Source organism: Rhizobium sp. KDH_Rht_773_N (genome assembly GCF_052946295.1).
In genome coordinates this window covers 2590642-2605529 of record NZ_CM129525.1, presented here as the reverse complement: position 1 = coordinate 2605529, position 14888 = coordinate 2590642, and the positions used below count along the sequence as shown (strand labels likewise).

General features: G+C 61.4%; 13 protein-coding genes. 11 read left to right on the top strand and 2 right to left on the bottom strand.

Features of this window, described 5'->3' with window-relative positions:
- Positions 1 to 217 precede the first annotated feature (217 nt).
- The 7 genes from tkt (at position 218) to ACU8HS_RS12925 (ending at position 9588) form a co-directional block, all read left to right on the top strand.
- Positions 218 to 2191: a transketolase gene (gene tkt / locus ACU8HS_RS12955; RefSeq protein ID WP_112754626.1), complete on the top strand. Its 1974-nt coding sequence runs from the start codon at positions 218 to 220 to the stop codon at positions 2189 to 2191.
- A 66-nt stretch (positions 2192 to 2257) separates the two neighbouring features.
- Positions 2258 to 3268, top strand: coding sequence for a type I glyceraldehyde-3-phosphate dehydrogenase (gap, locus tag ACU8HS_RS12950; protein ID WP_447014509.1), 1011 nt, complete (start codon positions 2258 to 2260; stop codon positions 3266 to 3268).
- Positions 3269 to 3355: 87 nt separating this feature from the next.
- Positions 3356 to 3856, top strand: coding sequence for an N-acetyltransferase family protein (locus ACU8HS_RS12945; protein ID WP_447015904.1), 501 nt, complete (start codon positions 3356 to 3358; stop codon positions 3854 to 3856).
- Between the two features lie 278 nt (positions 3857 to 4134).
- Complete coding sequence (locus ACU8HS_RS12940; RefSeq protein ID WP_113412946.1) at positions 4135 to 5985, top strand: potassium/proton antiporter; 1851 nt, start codon at positions 4135 to 4137, stop codon at positions 5983 to 5985.
- 80 nt (positions 5986 to 6065) lie between these two features.
- Positions 6066 to 7262: a phosphoglycerate kinase gene (locus ACU8HS_RS12935; RefSeq protein ID WP_112563897.1), complete on the top strand. Its 1197-nt coding sequence runs from the start codon at positions 6066 to 6068 to the stop codon at positions 7260 to 7262.
- A gap of 221 nt (positions 7263 to 7483) precedes the next feature.
- Positions 7484 to 8509, top strand: coding sequence for a class I fructose-bisphosphate aldolase (locus ACU8HS_RS12930; protein ID WP_112563895.1), 1026 nt, complete (start codon positions 7484 to 7486; stop codon positions 8507 to 8509).
- A 158-nt stretch (positions 8510 to 8667) separates the two neighbouring features.
- The gene (locus tag ACU8HS_RS12925; RefSeq protein ID WP_113412945.1) at positions 8668 to 9588 is read left to right on the top strand and encodes a PhzF family phenazine biosynthesis protein; all 921 of its coding nucleotides are present in this window, start codon (positions 8668 to 8670) and stop codon (positions 9586 to 9588) included.
- Between the two features lie 103 nt (positions 9589 to 9691).
- Here the strand turns inward: ACU8HS_RS12925 and ACU8HS_RS12920 are convergent, their stop codons facing one another.
- Positions 9692 to 9859 (bottom strand): hypothetical protein, encoded by a 168-nt coding sequence (locus ACU8HS_RS12920; protein ID WP_377310972.1) that lies wholly within the window; start codon positions 9857 to 9859, stop codon positions 9692 to 9694.
- A 174-nt stretch (positions 9860 to 10033) separates the two neighbouring features.
- Here ACU8HS_RS12920 and ACU8HS_RS12915 point away from each other — a divergent pair, with 174 nt between their 5' ends.
- The 3 genes from ACU8HS_RS12915 (at position 10034) to rcdA (ending at position 12471) form a co-directional block, all read left to right on the top strand.
- Positions 10034 to 11314, top strand: a complete 1281-nt coding sequence (locus ACU8HS_RS12915) for an MFS transporter (RefSeq protein WP_113412944.1) — start codon at positions 10034 to 10036, stop codon at positions 11312 to 11314.
- Positions 11315 to 11390: 76 nt separating this feature from the next.
- A complete protein-coding gene (locus ACU8HS_RS12910) occupies positions 11391 to 11582 on the top strand; it encodes a DUF1192 domain-containing protein (RefSeq protein ID WP_113412943.1) in 192 nt (63 codons plus the stop codon).
- Between the two features lie 373 nt (positions 11583 to 11955).
- On the top strand, positions 11956 to 12471 hold the full coding sequence (gene rcdA / locus ACU8HS_RS12905; RefSeq protein ID WP_112545041.1) for a protease adaptor protein RcdA: 516 nt from the start codon (positions 11956 to 11958) through the stop codon (positions 12469 to 12471).
- A gap of 131 nt (positions 12472 to 12602) precedes the next feature.
- On the opposite strand, the gene rpmE is transcribed toward rcdA, so the two are convergent.
- Positions 12603 to 12824 (bottom strand): 50S ribosomal protein L31, encoded by a 222-nt coding sequence (gene rpmE / locus ACU8HS_RS12900; RefSeq protein ID WP_112563887.1) that lies wholly within the window; start codon positions 12822 to 12824, stop codon positions 12603 to 12605.
- A gap of 193 nt (positions 12825 to 13017) precedes the next feature.
- Between rpmE and ACU8HS_RS12895 the strand changes: the two genes are divergently transcribed.
- Complete coding sequence (locus ACU8HS_RS12895) at positions 13018 to 14820, top strand: ABC transporter transmembrane domain-containing protein (RefSeq protein ID WP_447014508.1); 1803 nt, start codon at positions 13018 to 13020, stop codon at positions 14818 to 14820.
- The last annotated feature ends 68 nt before the right edge of the window (positions 14821 to 14888 follow it).

Sequence of the window (14888 nt, the reverse complement as noted above, 5' to 3'; positions counted from 1 at the left end):
CCGCCCTATTCTGTGGATGAGCGATTTACATAAGTCCGTCACACAAAATTCGTCTTTTGTAAAACTTGACGGTCAAATGTCAAAAATCGTCGCACCCGGCCTCTAAACGGCTTCCATTTTGTTGACTTGGCCGTTCCAACTGCTATGTCTCGACCGCTCTCTTTGATGGTCTTGGCAGGCTCGAGGCCATCCCCAACCCGGAACCAGCGGAAAAGCCATGACCTCACGCGAACAAAACGACCGGATGGCGAATGCGATCCGTTTCCTCTCCATGGATGCTGTCGAAAAGGCGAATTCCGGCCACCCGGGCATGCCGATGGGCATGGCGGATGTGGCAACGGTCCTCTTCACCAAATATCTCCGCTTCGACCCCAAGAAGCCGCATTGGCCGAACCGCGACCGCTTCGTGCTCTCTGCCGGCCACGGATCGATGCTGCTCTATTCGCTGCTCTATCTGACCGGCTATCCGGACATGTCCATCGAGGACCTGAAGCAATTCCGCCAGCTCGGCTCCAAGACCGCCGGCCATCCGGAATATGGTCATGCCACCGGCATCGAAACCACCACCGGCCCGCTCGGCCAGGGCATTGCCAATGCCGTCGGCATGGCGATTGCGGAACGCAAGCTGCGCGAGGAATTCGGTCCGGAACTGCAGGATCACTATACCTACGTCATCAACGGCGACGGCTGCCTGATGGAAGGCATCAGCCATGAGGCGATCGCGCTTGCCGGCCACCTGAAGCTGAACAAGCTGATCCTTTTCTGGGACAACAACTCGATCACCATCGACGGCGCCGTCTCGCTGTCGGACTCGACCGACCAGATCGCCCGTTTCAAGGCCGTTCACTGGAACACGATCGAGATCGACGGTCACGACCAGGCCGCCATAGCCGAGGCGATCGAAGCCGCCCACAAGTCCGACCGCCCGACCTTCATCGCCTGCAAGACCGTCATCGGCTTCGGCGCTCCGAACAAGCAGGGCACCCACAAGGTGCACGGCAATCCGCTCGGCGCCGACGAAATCGCCGCTACCCGCAAGGCGCTGAACTGGGATTACGAGCCCTTCGTCGTCCCGTCCGACGTGCTCGATGCATGGCGCGCCGCCGGCACCCGCTCTGACAATATCGTCAAGGCCTGGGAAGAAACGCTTGCCAAGTCGCCGGCCAAGGCCGAGTTCACCCGTCGTTTCGCCGGCGACCTGCCGGAAGGCTTCGACAAGGCCATCGACGACTACAAGAAGAAGCTTGCCGAAACCAAGCCGACAATCGCCTCCCGCAAGGCATCCGAAGATGCACTCGAAGTCATCAACGGCTTCGTGCCGGAAACGCTCGGCGGCTCTGCCGACCTGACGCCGTCGAACAACACCAAGACCAGCCAGATGCATTCGATCACGCCGACGGATTTCGCCGGCCGCTACATGCACTGGGGTATCCGCGAACACGGCATGGCCTCTGCCATGAACGGTATCGCGCTGCACGGTGGCCTCATCCCCTACGGCGGCGGCTTCCTGATCTTCTCGGACTATTGCCGTCCGCCGATCCGCCTTGCCGCGCTCATGGGCATCCGCGTCATCCACGTGCTTACCCACGATTCGATTGGCGTCGGCGAAGACGGCCCGACCCATCAGCCGGTCGAGCAGATCGCCGGCCTGCGCGCCGTGCCGAACCTGTATGTGTTCCGCCCGGCGGATGCGGTTGAAACCGCCGAGTGCTGGCAGATCGCCATGAAGAGCAAGGATCGTCCGTCCGCTCTGGCACTGACGCGCCAGAACCTGACGACGGTCCGCACCGAATATAATGAGAAGAACCTCTGCGAACTCGGCGCCTATACGCTGGCCGGCAATGCCGACGCCAAGGTCACGATCTTCGCCTCCGGTTCGGAAGTGGAACTCGCCGTTGCCGCCCGCGCAACGCTGGAAGGCAAGGGTGTCAGCACCCGCGTCGTCTCCGTTCCCTGCACGGAACTCTTCTTCGAGCAGCCGGAAGCCTATCGCAAGGACGTCATCGGCAACTCGCCGGTCAAGATCGCCGTCGAAGCGGCGGTTCGCGAGGGCTGGGATGCCTTCATCGGCCCGGAAGGTACTTTCATCGGTATGAAGGGCTTCGGCGCCTCCGGTCCGGCCAAGAAGGTCTTCGAGCATTTCGGCATCACTGCCGACGCCGTCGTCGCCGCGGCGGAAGCCAAGCTCTAAGGGGAGTGCCTTCGGGCACTTCCTCAACTACTATCCGCAATCCCAATCTCTAGGGAGTGAATGAACATGACAGTCAAGGTTGCCATCAACGGTTTCGGGCGTATCGGCCGCAACGTTCTTCGCGCCATCGTTGAATCCGGCCGCACCGACATCGAAGTCGTCGCCATCAACGACCTCGGCCCGGTCGAAACCAACGCCCACCTGCTCCGTTACGATTCGATCCATGGCCGCTTCCCGGCGACCGTGAAGGTTGAAGGCGACACGATCATTGTCGGCAACGGCAAGCCGATCAAGGTCACGGCCATCAAGGATCCGGCAACGCTTCCCCATAAGGAGCTGGGTGTCGATATCGCCATGGAATGCACCGGCATCTTCACCGCCCGCGACAAGGCCGCCGCTCACCTGACGGCCGGCGCCAAGCGCGTTATCGTTTCGGCTCCCGCCGACGGCGCTGACCTGACGGTCGTCTTCGGCGTCAACCATAACCAGCTCACCAAGGAGCACATGGTCATCTCCAACGCTTCCTGCACCACCAACTGCCTGGTGCCGGTCGTGAAGGTTCTCGACGACGCCGTCGGCATCGACCACGGCTTCATGACGACCATCCACTCCTACACCAACGACCAGCCGTCGCTCGACCAGATGCACAAGGATCTGTACCGCGCCCGCGCTGCCGCTCTCTCGATGATCCCGACGTCGACGGGTGCTGCCAAGGCTGTCGGCCTCGTCCTGCCGCACCTGAAGGGCAAGCTCGACGGCACCTCGATCCGCGTTCCGACCCCGAACGTCTCGGTCGTCGATTTCAAGTTCGTTGCCAAGAAGGCCACGACGGTTGCCGAAATCAACGAAGCCGTCAAGGCTGCGTCCAACGGCGCGCTGAAGGGTGTTCTCGGTTACACCGAGGAGCCGCTGGTTTCGCGTGACTTCAACCACGACAACCACTCCTCGATCTTCGCGATCGACCAGACCAAGGTGATGGAAGGCAATTTCGTTCGTATCCTCACCTGGTACGACAACGAATGGGGCTTCTCCAACCGCATGGCCGACACGGCCGTGGCCTTCGCAAAGCTCATCTGAGCCCAAGGCGCAGAGATCGGGAAAACGGCTCGGGAAACCGGGCCGTTTTCGTTTCCGGCGATCGGGAAGATGGAGAGCATGGCACAATTGACCATCCGCGAAGCGACCGTCGATGACGCAGAGGAACTCTGCGGGCTTATCAATGAAATCATCGAAGCCGGCGGCACGACTGCTATCGAGGAGCCCCTTTCCCCCGAACTGCTGGCCGACTGGTTCATATCGGGCGAATTCGCCCTCACCTGCCATGTGGCGCAGGCAGGCTCCGGGCTTGCCGGCTTTCAGTCTCTCAGCCTCTACGGCGATCTGCCGGAGGCGTGGGCCGATATCGCGACCTTCGCGCGGCTGAACCCGAAGATCCCCGGCGTCGGCACCGCGCTGTTTGCCGCAACACTTGCCGCCGCCAGGAAGCGCAAGATCGACATCATCAACGCGACCATCCGCGCCGACAATACCGGCGGACTGGCCTATTACGAGAAAATGGGCTTCCGCACCTATAACACGCTCGAGAAAGTGCCCCTCAGGGACGGGACGCCGGTTGACCGGATCCAGAAGCAATATCAGGTCAAGGAAGATCGAAGCGGCCGCTAACGGCCTCATCAACAAAAAGTGTGGCGCGGCCTCTGTCTGCCCTGCTCTCGCCTGATTTGCTTATACATTCTTTATACAGACTTTTTCCCGTAGCATTCTTCACTGGTCCCAAGCCCAAGGACCGTCCAGCAGCATGATGCAGCAATGCAGCCGAGGTTAAGCCGCGAGGCCTACCCTTCTGCCGTATTTTGCCGTTTACTGATAGATCGCGCTGGACGTGGGGGCATGGAACAGCCGGGGCGGCTGCGGAATGGCGTGATGAAGCGAAAGGGGTGGGCATGGAAGCGTTTTATATCGTGGTGCTGGTCGCGACGGCGCTCGTGCTTCTTGCAGCCTTTTCCAGCCTGCTGGCCTTCCGCTTCGGCGCTCCCCTCCTTCTGCTCTTCCTGATGATCGGGCTTGCCGCCGGCGTCGACGGTCTCGGCATCGAATTCAGCAACAACTATCTCGCCTATATTCTGGGTTCCATCGCGCTTGCGATCATCCTGTTCGATTCCGGTTTCGGCACGCCGATGCAGGCCTTCCGCATCGCCGCGATACCGTCACTGACGCTCGCCTCGATCGGTGTGCTTCTGACCGCGGCACTCTTCGCCTTCGCCGCCCGCTGGCTGCTCGACTTCACCTGGCTCGAAGGCATGCTGCTCGGCTCGATCGTCGCCTCCACCGATGCCGCCGCCGTCTTCTTCCTGCTGCGCATCGGCGGCATCAATATCAGGGACAAGGTGCGCTCCACGCTGGAAGTCGAATCCGGCACCAACGATCCGATGGCAATTTTCCTGACCATCGCCCTGGTCGAGGTTCTCGCGAGCGGCGAACGTTATGCCGGCATCAATATCGGCATGCTGGCCATGTTCATCCAGCAGATGGGCCTTGGCGTCATCCTCGGCCTGCTCGGCGGCATGATGATCGTGCTCATCGCCGGCCGGCTGGAAACGGATCGCGGCCTCACACCGATTTTCGTGCTGGCACTCGCCCTTCTCGTCTTCTCCTTCACCGGCGCTGTCAGCGGCAGCGGCTTCCTTGCGGTCTATGTCGCCGGCATCTATGCCGGGAACCGCAAGATGCAGGCGATCGGCACCATCAGGCGTTTTCAGGACGGCATGACCTGGCTTGCCCAGATCATCATGTTCCTCGTGCTCGGCCTGCTGGCGACGCCCTCGCAGTTTCCCGTCATCATCGTGCCGGCGGTCCTGCTCGCCCTGTTCCTGATCTTCGTCGCCCGGCCGCTCGCCGTCTGGCTGTCTCTGCTGCCTTTCGATTATACGCAGCAGGAAATCGGCTTTGTCGCCTGGGTCGGCCTGCGCGGTGCCGTCTCGATCCTGCTCGCCATCATGCCGATCCTCGGCGGGCTGGAGCATAGCCAGATCTATTTCAACACCGCCTTCATCATCGTGCTCGTTTCGCTGCTCGTGCAGGGCTGGACGATCAAACCGGTCGCCAAGCGCCTCGGCCTCATCATCCCGCCGCGCATCGGCGCAGTCGACAAAGTCGAGGTCGACCTGCCGGGTGCGGCCAATCACGAACTGCTCTCCTACCGCGTCATAAAGGACAGTCCGATCCTTCGCGGAGAGCGCATCCCGCGTTGGGCCACCCCTTCGCTGGTGATCCGCGACGGCAAGTCGATGCGTTACCAATATGCCGGTCGCCTGCGGGAGAACGACCTCGTCTACCTCTTCATCGCGCCCAGCTATTCGCGTCTGCTCGACCGCATCTTCGCCAGCCGCGCGCCTGTCGACGAGGATGACGCCGAATTCTTCGGCGCCTTCGCGCTGTCGCCTGCCCGCCCGGCGGCCGATCTCGATGCCGCCTATGGTCCGGGCCTTCTCAACGAATCCGAGAAGGGCCTGACGATTGCCGAACTGATGAAACAGCGCCTCGGCGGCAAGGCCGATTATGCCGATCGCGTCCGTCTCGGCTCGCTGATCCTCATCGTCCGCGATCTCGACGACCAGGACCACATCACCTCCGTCGGCATGTCGCTGGAGGCCGTGGAACCGGCCATCACGCTGCCGATCTTCATCAATCTGCGCGAGATTATCCAGCGCACGCGCGACCGTATGAAGGGGCGCAAAAAACACGAGGCAGCCGCGGCGGAAAGCACTGCCGGACGTGATGAAAGCCCACGCTAAAACGACGGCCGACTGCCTTGCGTCTCCCTCGATCCTTGCTATGGTCGGCCAACTTTCGCCAACCACGAACGGATCTTCCCATGGCAGCTTTCAAGACCCTCGACGACCTCAACGACATCGCCGGCAAGCGCGTTCTCGTCCGCGTCGATCTCAACGTCCCGGTCAAGGACGGCAAGGTTACGGATACGACCCGCATCGAGCGCGTCGCACCGACGATCCTTGAACTGTCGAAAAAGGGCGCCAAGGTCATCCTGCTCGCCCATTTCGGTCGCCCGAAGGATGGCCCTTCGGCAGAATTCTCGCTTTCGCTGATCGCTCCGTCGGTTGAGGCAGTCCTCGACCACGCGGTCCTGACCGCGTCCGACTGCATCGGCGATGCAGCAGCCACCGCCGTCGCCAGGATGAACGACGGCGATATCCTGCTTCTGGAAAACACCCGCTTCCACAAGGGAGAGGAAAAGAACGATCCTGAATTCACCAAGGCGCTTGCCGCCAACGGCGATCTCTACGTGAACGACGCCTTCTCGGCGGCTCACCGCGCCCATTCCTCCACCGAAGGCCTTGCCCATCACCTGCCGGCCTATGCCGGCCGCACCATGCAGGCCGAGCTCGAAGCGCTGGAAAAGGGCCTCGGCAACCCGGCCCGTCCGGTGGTCGCAATCGTCGGCGGCGCCAAGGTTTCGACCAAGATCGATCTCCTGATGAACCTCGTGAAGAAGGTGGATGCTCTCGTCATCGGCGGCGGCATGGCCAATACCTTCATCGCCGCCCGCGGCACCAATGTCGGCAAGTCGCTCTGCGAGCATGACCTCGCCGATACCGCCAAGCAGATCATGATCGAAGCCGCGACCGCCGGCTGCGCGATCGTCCTGCCGGAAGACGGCGTCGTCGCGCGCGAATTCAAGGCCGGGGCCGCCAACGAGATCGTCTCCATCGAAGCCATCCCGGCCGATGCCATGGTCCTCGATGTCGGCCCGAAGTCGGTCGATTCCGTCAAGGCCTGGATCGAACGCGCCACGACGCTCGTCTGGAACGGTCCGCTCGGCGCCTTTGAAATCGAGCCTTTCGACGCGGCGACCGTTGCCGCCGCAAAATATGCAGCCGAACGCACCAAGGCCGGCAAGCTCACCTCGGTCGCAGGCGGCGGTGATACGGTCTCGGCGCTGAACCATGCCGGCGTTGCCGAAGAGTTTACCTACGTCTCGACGGCAGGCGGCGCCTTCCTTGAATGGATGGAAGGCAAGGAACTGCCGGGAGTGGCCGTTCTCTCCCGTTAATCGATCGGTCGATTAGCCAGATATTCCAGCAGGATAGACCGCGGAGGCGAACGCTTCCGCGGTCTTTTGCTCAAACGGAGAAAAAATTCCCAAACTTTCAAACGATTGAAATCATTTCAATCGTTTCAATGACTTAGCCCGCTCTTTTTTCTGCCTATAAACTTCTGTTATCCGAGTTCTATATTATCAATTCTGCCGGATTTCATTGTGGAGAGAACGAGATGAGCGAACGACTGGAAGACATTGCAGTGAAGATGGTTGCTGGCGGTCGGGGCCTGCTTGCCGCCGATGAATCGACCTCCACCATCAAGAAGCGTTTCGATGCGATCAATCTTGAATCGACCGAAACCAGCCGCCGCGACTATCGCGAGATGCTCTTCCGGTCGGAAGACGCGATGAAGAAGTATATTTCCGGCGTCATCCTCTATGAGGAAACCCTGTACCAGAAGGCGGCCGACGGCACGCCTTTCGTCGACATCATCAAGGCCGCCGGCAGCATTCCGGGCATCAAGGTCGATACCGGCGCCAAGCCGATGGCCAAGTTCCCGGGTGAAACCGTCACCGAAGGCCTCGACGGCCTCGCAGACCGCCTTGCCAAATATTACGAAGCCGGTGCCCGCTTTGCCAAGTGGCGCGGCGTCATCGCCATTTCCGGGACCCTGCCGAGCCGCGGCTCCGTTCGCGCCAACGCCCAGGCACTTGCCCGTTATGCCGCGCTCTGCCAGGAAGCCAAGATCGTGCCGATCGTCGAGCCTGAATGCCTGATGGACGGCAAGCCGGGCGACCACAATATCGACCGCTGCGCCGAAGTCACCGAATCCACGCTGCGCATCGTGTTCGAGGAACTGGCCGATGCCCGTGTCAGCCTCGAAGGCATGATCCTGAAGCCGAACATGGTCATCGACGGCAAGAACGCCCGCAAGGCCTCCGTCGCCGAAGTCGCCGAACGCACCGTTCAGGTCCTGAAGCGCACGGTTCCGTCAGCCGTTCCGGGCATCGCCTTCCTCTCCGGCGGCCAGACGACGGAAGAGGCGACCGCCCATCTCTCGGCGATTAATTCCGGCTACGACCTGCCCTGGTTCGTCACCTTCTCCTATGGCCGCGCCCTGCAGGACAGCGCGCTCAAGGCCTGGAACGGCAAGCAGGAAAATGTCGCCGCCGGTCAACGCGAGTTTGCGCACCGCGCCGAAATGAACAGCCTCGCCGCCAAGGGCAGCTGGAAGGCCGAGCTCGAAAAGGCCGCATAAGCCTTTTGACGATTGAAAGAAGATACGGGCGGCGAACACCTTCGCCGCCCGTTCTTATGCTGCCACTGCCGCCAAGCCGATTTGTCATGGCGACAAGATAATTCTTCGCTGCGACCGCCAGCCTCGCTAATCATGGCGCGCCAACCGCTGGAGCCGCCATGAACAGCCTGTCCTACGTCACCGTCGATGTCTTCACCTCAACCCGCTTCGAGGGCAATCCGCTCGCGGTCATGAGCGACGCCAGGGGCATCAGCGACGCGGCGATGCAGAAGATCGCCGCCGAATTCGGCTATTCCGAAGTCACTTTCGTGCTGCCGCCCGAGAATCCCGAAAACACGGCAAGGGTGCGCATCTTCACACCGACGATGGAGGTGCCTTTCGCCGGTCATCCCAATGTCGGCACCGCCTATGTAATCGCTCGGCAGGGAGAGCTTTTCGGCCGCCCCGTCGGCGATACGCTGAGCTTCGAGGAGAAGGCCGGCCTTGTGGAAGTCGCCCTGCGGCGCAGCGAAGGCCGCGTTGCCGCAGCGACGATCCGCGCTCCGCGGCCGCTTGAAATAGAAGGCACGATACCGGACACCGTGATTGCCGGTTGCGTCTCCATCGATCCCGGCTCGATCCGCAAGAAGACCCATGCCCCTGTCTTCGTCTCCGTCGGCCTGAAATTTGCCGTTGCCGAGCTTGAGAGCCTGGAGGCCCTGGCCGCGGCAAGCCCCAATCTCAACGGCTTCCAGGAGGCGGCCAGGTCGACAGCCGGCAGTCATGATTTCTCCCTGTTCCTCTACGTTCGCCCTGCCGCCACCCCATGGAAGATCCGCGCCCGCATGTTCGCGCCGCTGGATAACGTCATCGAAGACCCTGCGACCGGCAGCGCATCGGCAGCCCTTTCCGCCTATCTCGTCTCGCTGCTGCCGGAGACGGACATCAGCCAGCACCTAACGATCGAGCAGGGCGTCGAAATGGGCCGGCGCAGCATCATCGACCTCGATGTCGTCAAGAAGGCCGGTACAGTCACCGACGTGACGATCTCGGGAAGCTGCGTGCCGGTCATGAAAGGCGAGATCCTCCTGCAGGACTGAACCCGCCTGGAGTAGGTCGCGCAAAGGCGTTCGGCAGTTTTGCGAGCGACATGCAAAACAAGGCCCAAGCGTGGCAAGCGGATCTGAAAGATAGCGTCCCGCTTCAGGGCACGAAAAAATCGCGCGTCAGCAGCGCCACCGCCCAGACGGCGAAGGCAATCAGCGCGATCTTCCAGAAATCCATCCGGCGGCGCAGCCCCGGATAGCCGAGCGGCTTGATGACCTGGATTGCCATGGCAAGGATGAGCAGCAACGCTATCAGCTTTGTCATGGCTTTATTTTTTCCATCTATCAGAATGTCACAGGACGGACATTTTTTCACGCGAACACAGGATATCTACTCGCCGTAAAGGCATTCCGGGGCACAATCAACATTCTTATGGACTGGGCGGATCAAGCACTCGCCTTATGTCCTTCTCAAAGCGAACACGCCGAGTCTGGGGATATGACAAGAAATCTGCTGTCCGTCGCTGCGCTGCTCTTTGGCACGCTCTTCCTCTTCATGGGCAACGGACTGCAGGGCATTCTGCTTCCCGTACGCGGTAATCTCGAAGGTTATGCCACGACCACCCTCGGCCTGCTCGGAACCTCCTGGGCGGCGGGCTTCGTCGTCGGCTGCCTGATCGCGCCGAAGATGGTGCGCCGTGTCGGCCATGTGCGCGCCTTCTCCGGTTTCATCGCCATCATCGCCATCATCGCGCTCGTGAGCGGCATCATCATCGACCCGGTCTGGTGGGTCATCCTGCGCGCGGTCACCGGCTTCTCGACCGCAGGCACGTCGATGATCATCGAAAGCTGGCTGAACGAGCGGGCGAACAATGAAAGCCGCGGCGCGATTTTCTCGCTCTATATCGGCATCACCCTGCTTGGCGTCGTTGGCGGCCAGCTGATGATCCCGCTGGAAGACGTGCGCACGCCGGCGCTCTTCATGATCTGCGGCATCTTCTACTGCATCGCCATGCTGCCGACCACGCTGTCGACCGCCGCCTCGCCGCAGCCGCTGAAGGCGGTGAAACTCGACCTGCCGGCGCTCTATCGCAATTCACCCGTTTCCTGCCTCGGCATCCTGCTCGTCGGCATCGCCAACGGCGCCTATGGCACGCTCGGCGCCGTCTTCGGCGCGGGTGCCGGCCTTTCCGATACCGCGATCGCCGTCATGATGAGCGCCACCATCTTTGCCGGCGCCATAATGCAGCTTCCGGCCGGGCGCCTCTCCGACCGTATCGACCGCCGTTACGTGCTGGCGGCCATGTCGGCCATCGCAGCGCTCGCCGGCCTCCTGATCTTCCTGCTGCACCCCTCCTCCCCTGCCTTCCTGATCGGCCTCGTCATCCTCTACGGCGCCGTCGCCAATACGCTCTATCCGATCGCCGTCGCCCATGCGAACGACTTTGCCGCATCGGAAGATTTCGTGAAGGTATCGGGCGGCTTGTTATTGCTTTACGGGATCGGCACCGTCATCGGCCCGACGATTGGAGGTCCGGTCATGTCGGTCATCAGCCCGCATGCGCTCTTCCTGGTGACGGCGTTCGCCCATCTTCTGATCACCGGCTACGCCATCGTCAGAAGCCGCATTCGCGCAGCCATTCCGGCAAGCGACCGCGACGCCTACACGACGATCCCGACGGCCACGTCTCCCACGCTCACGCCGCAAAGCATGTCGCTTGCCGATCGCGGTTCCAGCAAGCCTCCCGAAAGCGTCGATCCTGCTGTAAAGTTCGGCTGACGAGTGGACGGTGTCGCGCAAGACTGCGCATGGAAACGGATCTGCAGGATCGCGACACGCTTAAGGAGGAACGACAATGAGCTTCATCGATGACGACCGGCCGCAGAAGAAGACCGCGCACGAGATCGGCTGCGATCTCTCCATGTTTTCGCTGGACGAGCTGAAAGCGCGTGTGGAACTCTTGAAGGCCGAGATCGCGCGGCTCGAGGCCGAGGCCGCCAGCAAGGCTTCCGGCCGCCTGGCTGCTGAAAACCTGTTCCGTTCATAAGACTGTGAACGCGCAAATATTGCTTCGTAATTACTTTCGTTAAGTCTTAAATTGAGACGGCATTAATAAAAAATTAAGCTTTATAAGATATTACTCATGCTGTTCAGATCCTTCTGAACCTCAGACAGTTTTCCAAGCGGTGAATTGGTCTGATTTTTCTCCCTGTTTTACCTTGAGAGCCGCTTTTGCGGCTCTTCTTTTTTGCGCTGCTTTAGATATTTCCACGAAACTGTGGAGATTAACCTTTTCTTAAGAAACGGCTTGCGCAATTGGGCTAAAGATACCATCTTGAAATCATAAAGACCGGCCGCGAAACTTTTCCGCGGAAACCGGCGTTACCTGATAGTAGATGCGTGCAACAGGGATTCTTTAGATGTCGGAACTTGGATTGAATACAATCAGTTTTGCGGGCCGCGCTGCCGCATCCTCGCAGTTCAAGACGCTGTATGCAGAGGGCATGTCGCTGGTCGAAGAAACCGCATCCTACCTCGACGGCCAGGGCCGCGCAGCCTCCAAGGTGCTGCCGCGCATGGCTTCGGTACTCTACGCGGCTGAATCGATGCGCCTGACCACCCGGCTGATGCAGATGGCCTCCTGGCTGCTGCTGCAGCGCGCCGTCAACAATGGCGAAATGTCGCGCGATCAGGTTCTGGCCGAAAAGAACAAGGTTCGTCTCGACGGCTTCAACGTCGACCGCAACGCTCCGGGCTGGGGCGACCTGCCGGAATCCTTCCGCGACCTCGTTGAACGTTCGCTTCGCCTGCAGAACCGCATCGCCCTGCTCGACCGCGAAATCTATCGCCCGGCAGAAGCGGCGATCGTTCCCGATAACCAGAACAGCGTCCAGGCCCAGCTTTCCCTGCTGCAGACCGCCTTCGGCAACAACTGATCTGGCATTAGCGATTTCACGAAACCGGCTGCGGCGACGCGGCCGGTTTTTGTTTGTCCTCCGGCTCAGACCGGAAACAAAAAAGCCCAGCGCGAGGCCGGGCTTTGTATGGTCCGTCAGGCGGAAGCGAATTAGAGGCCGAGGCCGCCGAAACGCTTGTTGAACTTCGAAACGCGGCCGCCACGGTCCATGAGCTGCTGGTTGCCGCCCGTCCAGGCCGGATGCGACTTGGAGTCGATTTCGAGGTTCATGACAGCGCCTTCCGAACCCCAGGTCGAGCGGGTTTCGTACTCGGTGCCATCGGTCATGACTACCTTGATGATGTGGTAGTCGGGATGGATGCCTTCCTTCATGACAATCTTCCTGCGATGCCGGGGTTCAATTTGCCGCAGACAGTTGCGGGGAAAGAACCGATTGAATAAATGAAGCCGCAGTCGTGAAGGCTACGGCTTCCCATTAGGATGCGGTGCCTATACATGAAGGGCGCCGGGATAACAAGGGCCAAGGAGCCGCAATACGCGGTCTTTGAGGGCGATCGGAGACGATTTGGCAGAGCAGGCAGAGCTTGGGGAAAAGAAGTCGCGTTCGCTAAGGCCGCTCGGCAGGCTGGCACCTTACGTGGCACGCTATCGCGGCATGGTCGCGGGCGCCTTGATTGCGCTGGCCCTTGCCGCCGTCACCTCTCTTGCCATACCGCTCGCCGTGCGCCGCATGATCGACCATGGCTTCACGCAGGCCGACGGCACCTTCATCAACAGCTATTTCGCCATGCTGATGGTCATGGCCGTCGTGCTCGCTGTTGCCAGTGCGCTCCGCTACTATTTCGTCATCACCATCGGCGAGCGCATCGTCTCGGATCTGCGCCGCGATGTCTTCTCCCATGTCACGCGCCTGTCGCCCTCCTTCTTCGACGTCAACCAGTCGGGTGAGATCCTCTCGCGGCTGACGGCCGATACGACGCAGATCAAATCCGCCGTCGGCGCCACAGCTTCCGTGGCGCTGCGCAACCTGATCCTCTGTCTCGGCGCGCTCGGCATGATGATCGTGACCTCGCCTAAGCTGTCGAGCCTCGTCATCGTCGCAATCCCGGTTATCGTCTTTCCGCTGGTCGCCGGCGGCCGATCGGTACGCAAGCGTTCGCGCGCAGCGCAGGACACGCTGGCGGAAGCCTCGGCCTTCGCCAGCGAGACGATTGCTGCCACCCGCACCGTGCAGGCCTTCAACGCCGAAACCATTGCCGCAGACCGCTACGGTTCGGCCGTCGAATCCGCCTATCAGGCCGCGCGTTCGGCCGTCTCTTCCCGAGCCCTGCTGACGGGTATTGCCATCACCCTGATCTTCGGCAGCGTGGTCGCCATTCTCTGGTTTGGCGCCCACAGCGTTCTCGCCGGCACGCTCTCGGCCGGCACGCTTGGGCAGTTCCTGCTTTATGCGGTCATCGCGGCCGGCTCGCTCGGTGCGCTTTCGGAAGTCTGGGGCGAGCTCTCGCAGGCAGCAGGTGCCGCCGACCGTCTGACCGAGCTTCTCGATGAAGTCTCGCCGATCGCCGCCCCCGCGCATCCGCTGCCGCTCCCCTCGCCTGCCCAGGGCCGGGTGGAATTCGACGGCGTACATTTCGCCTATCCCTCCCGTCCCGGCAAATCGGCCCTGCACGGCCTCGGTTTTGCCGTGCTGCCGGGAGAAACGGTCGCGATCGTCGGCCCGTCCGGCGCCGGCAAGAGCACGGTCTTCTCGCTCCTGCTGCGCTTTTACGATCCGCAGCAGGGCAGCGTGAAAATCGATGGCGTCGATGCCCGACAGGCAGACCCGGACGCCGTTCGGCAGCGCATCGCCATCGTGCCGCAGGACGTCACCATCTTCGCGGCCTCGATCCATGACAATATCGCCTTCGGCTTCCAGGGGGCGACGCGCGAGCAGGTTCGCGCCGCCGCAATCGCAGCCCAGGCCGATGAGTTCATCAATCGGCTGGAGAAAGGTTACGACACTCAGGTCGGCGAACGCGGCGTCACGCTCTCGGGCGGCCAGCGTCAACGCATCGCCATTGCCCGTGCGATTCTGAAGAACGCGCCGATCCTGCTTCTGGATGAAGCGACTTCGGCCCTCGACGCCGAGAGCGAGACGCTGGTGCAGACGGCGCTTGACGGGCTCATGCATGGCCGCACGACCATTGTCATCGCCCACCGCCTCGCCACCGTTCTGAAGGCCGATCGCATTCTCGTCATGGACCAGGGTCGCATCGTCGAGGAAGGCACGCATCAAAGCCTGATCCGGCACGGCGGCATCTATGCGAAGCTCGCCCGTCTGCAATTCGATGCAGCCAACGAGGATGTGCTGGCTGCCGCCAAATAGCGGCTTCATGCACCATCGCGACTAAAGTCTGATCTCTTCGGCCCTCGCATGCGGTTGCCTTTGTGGCA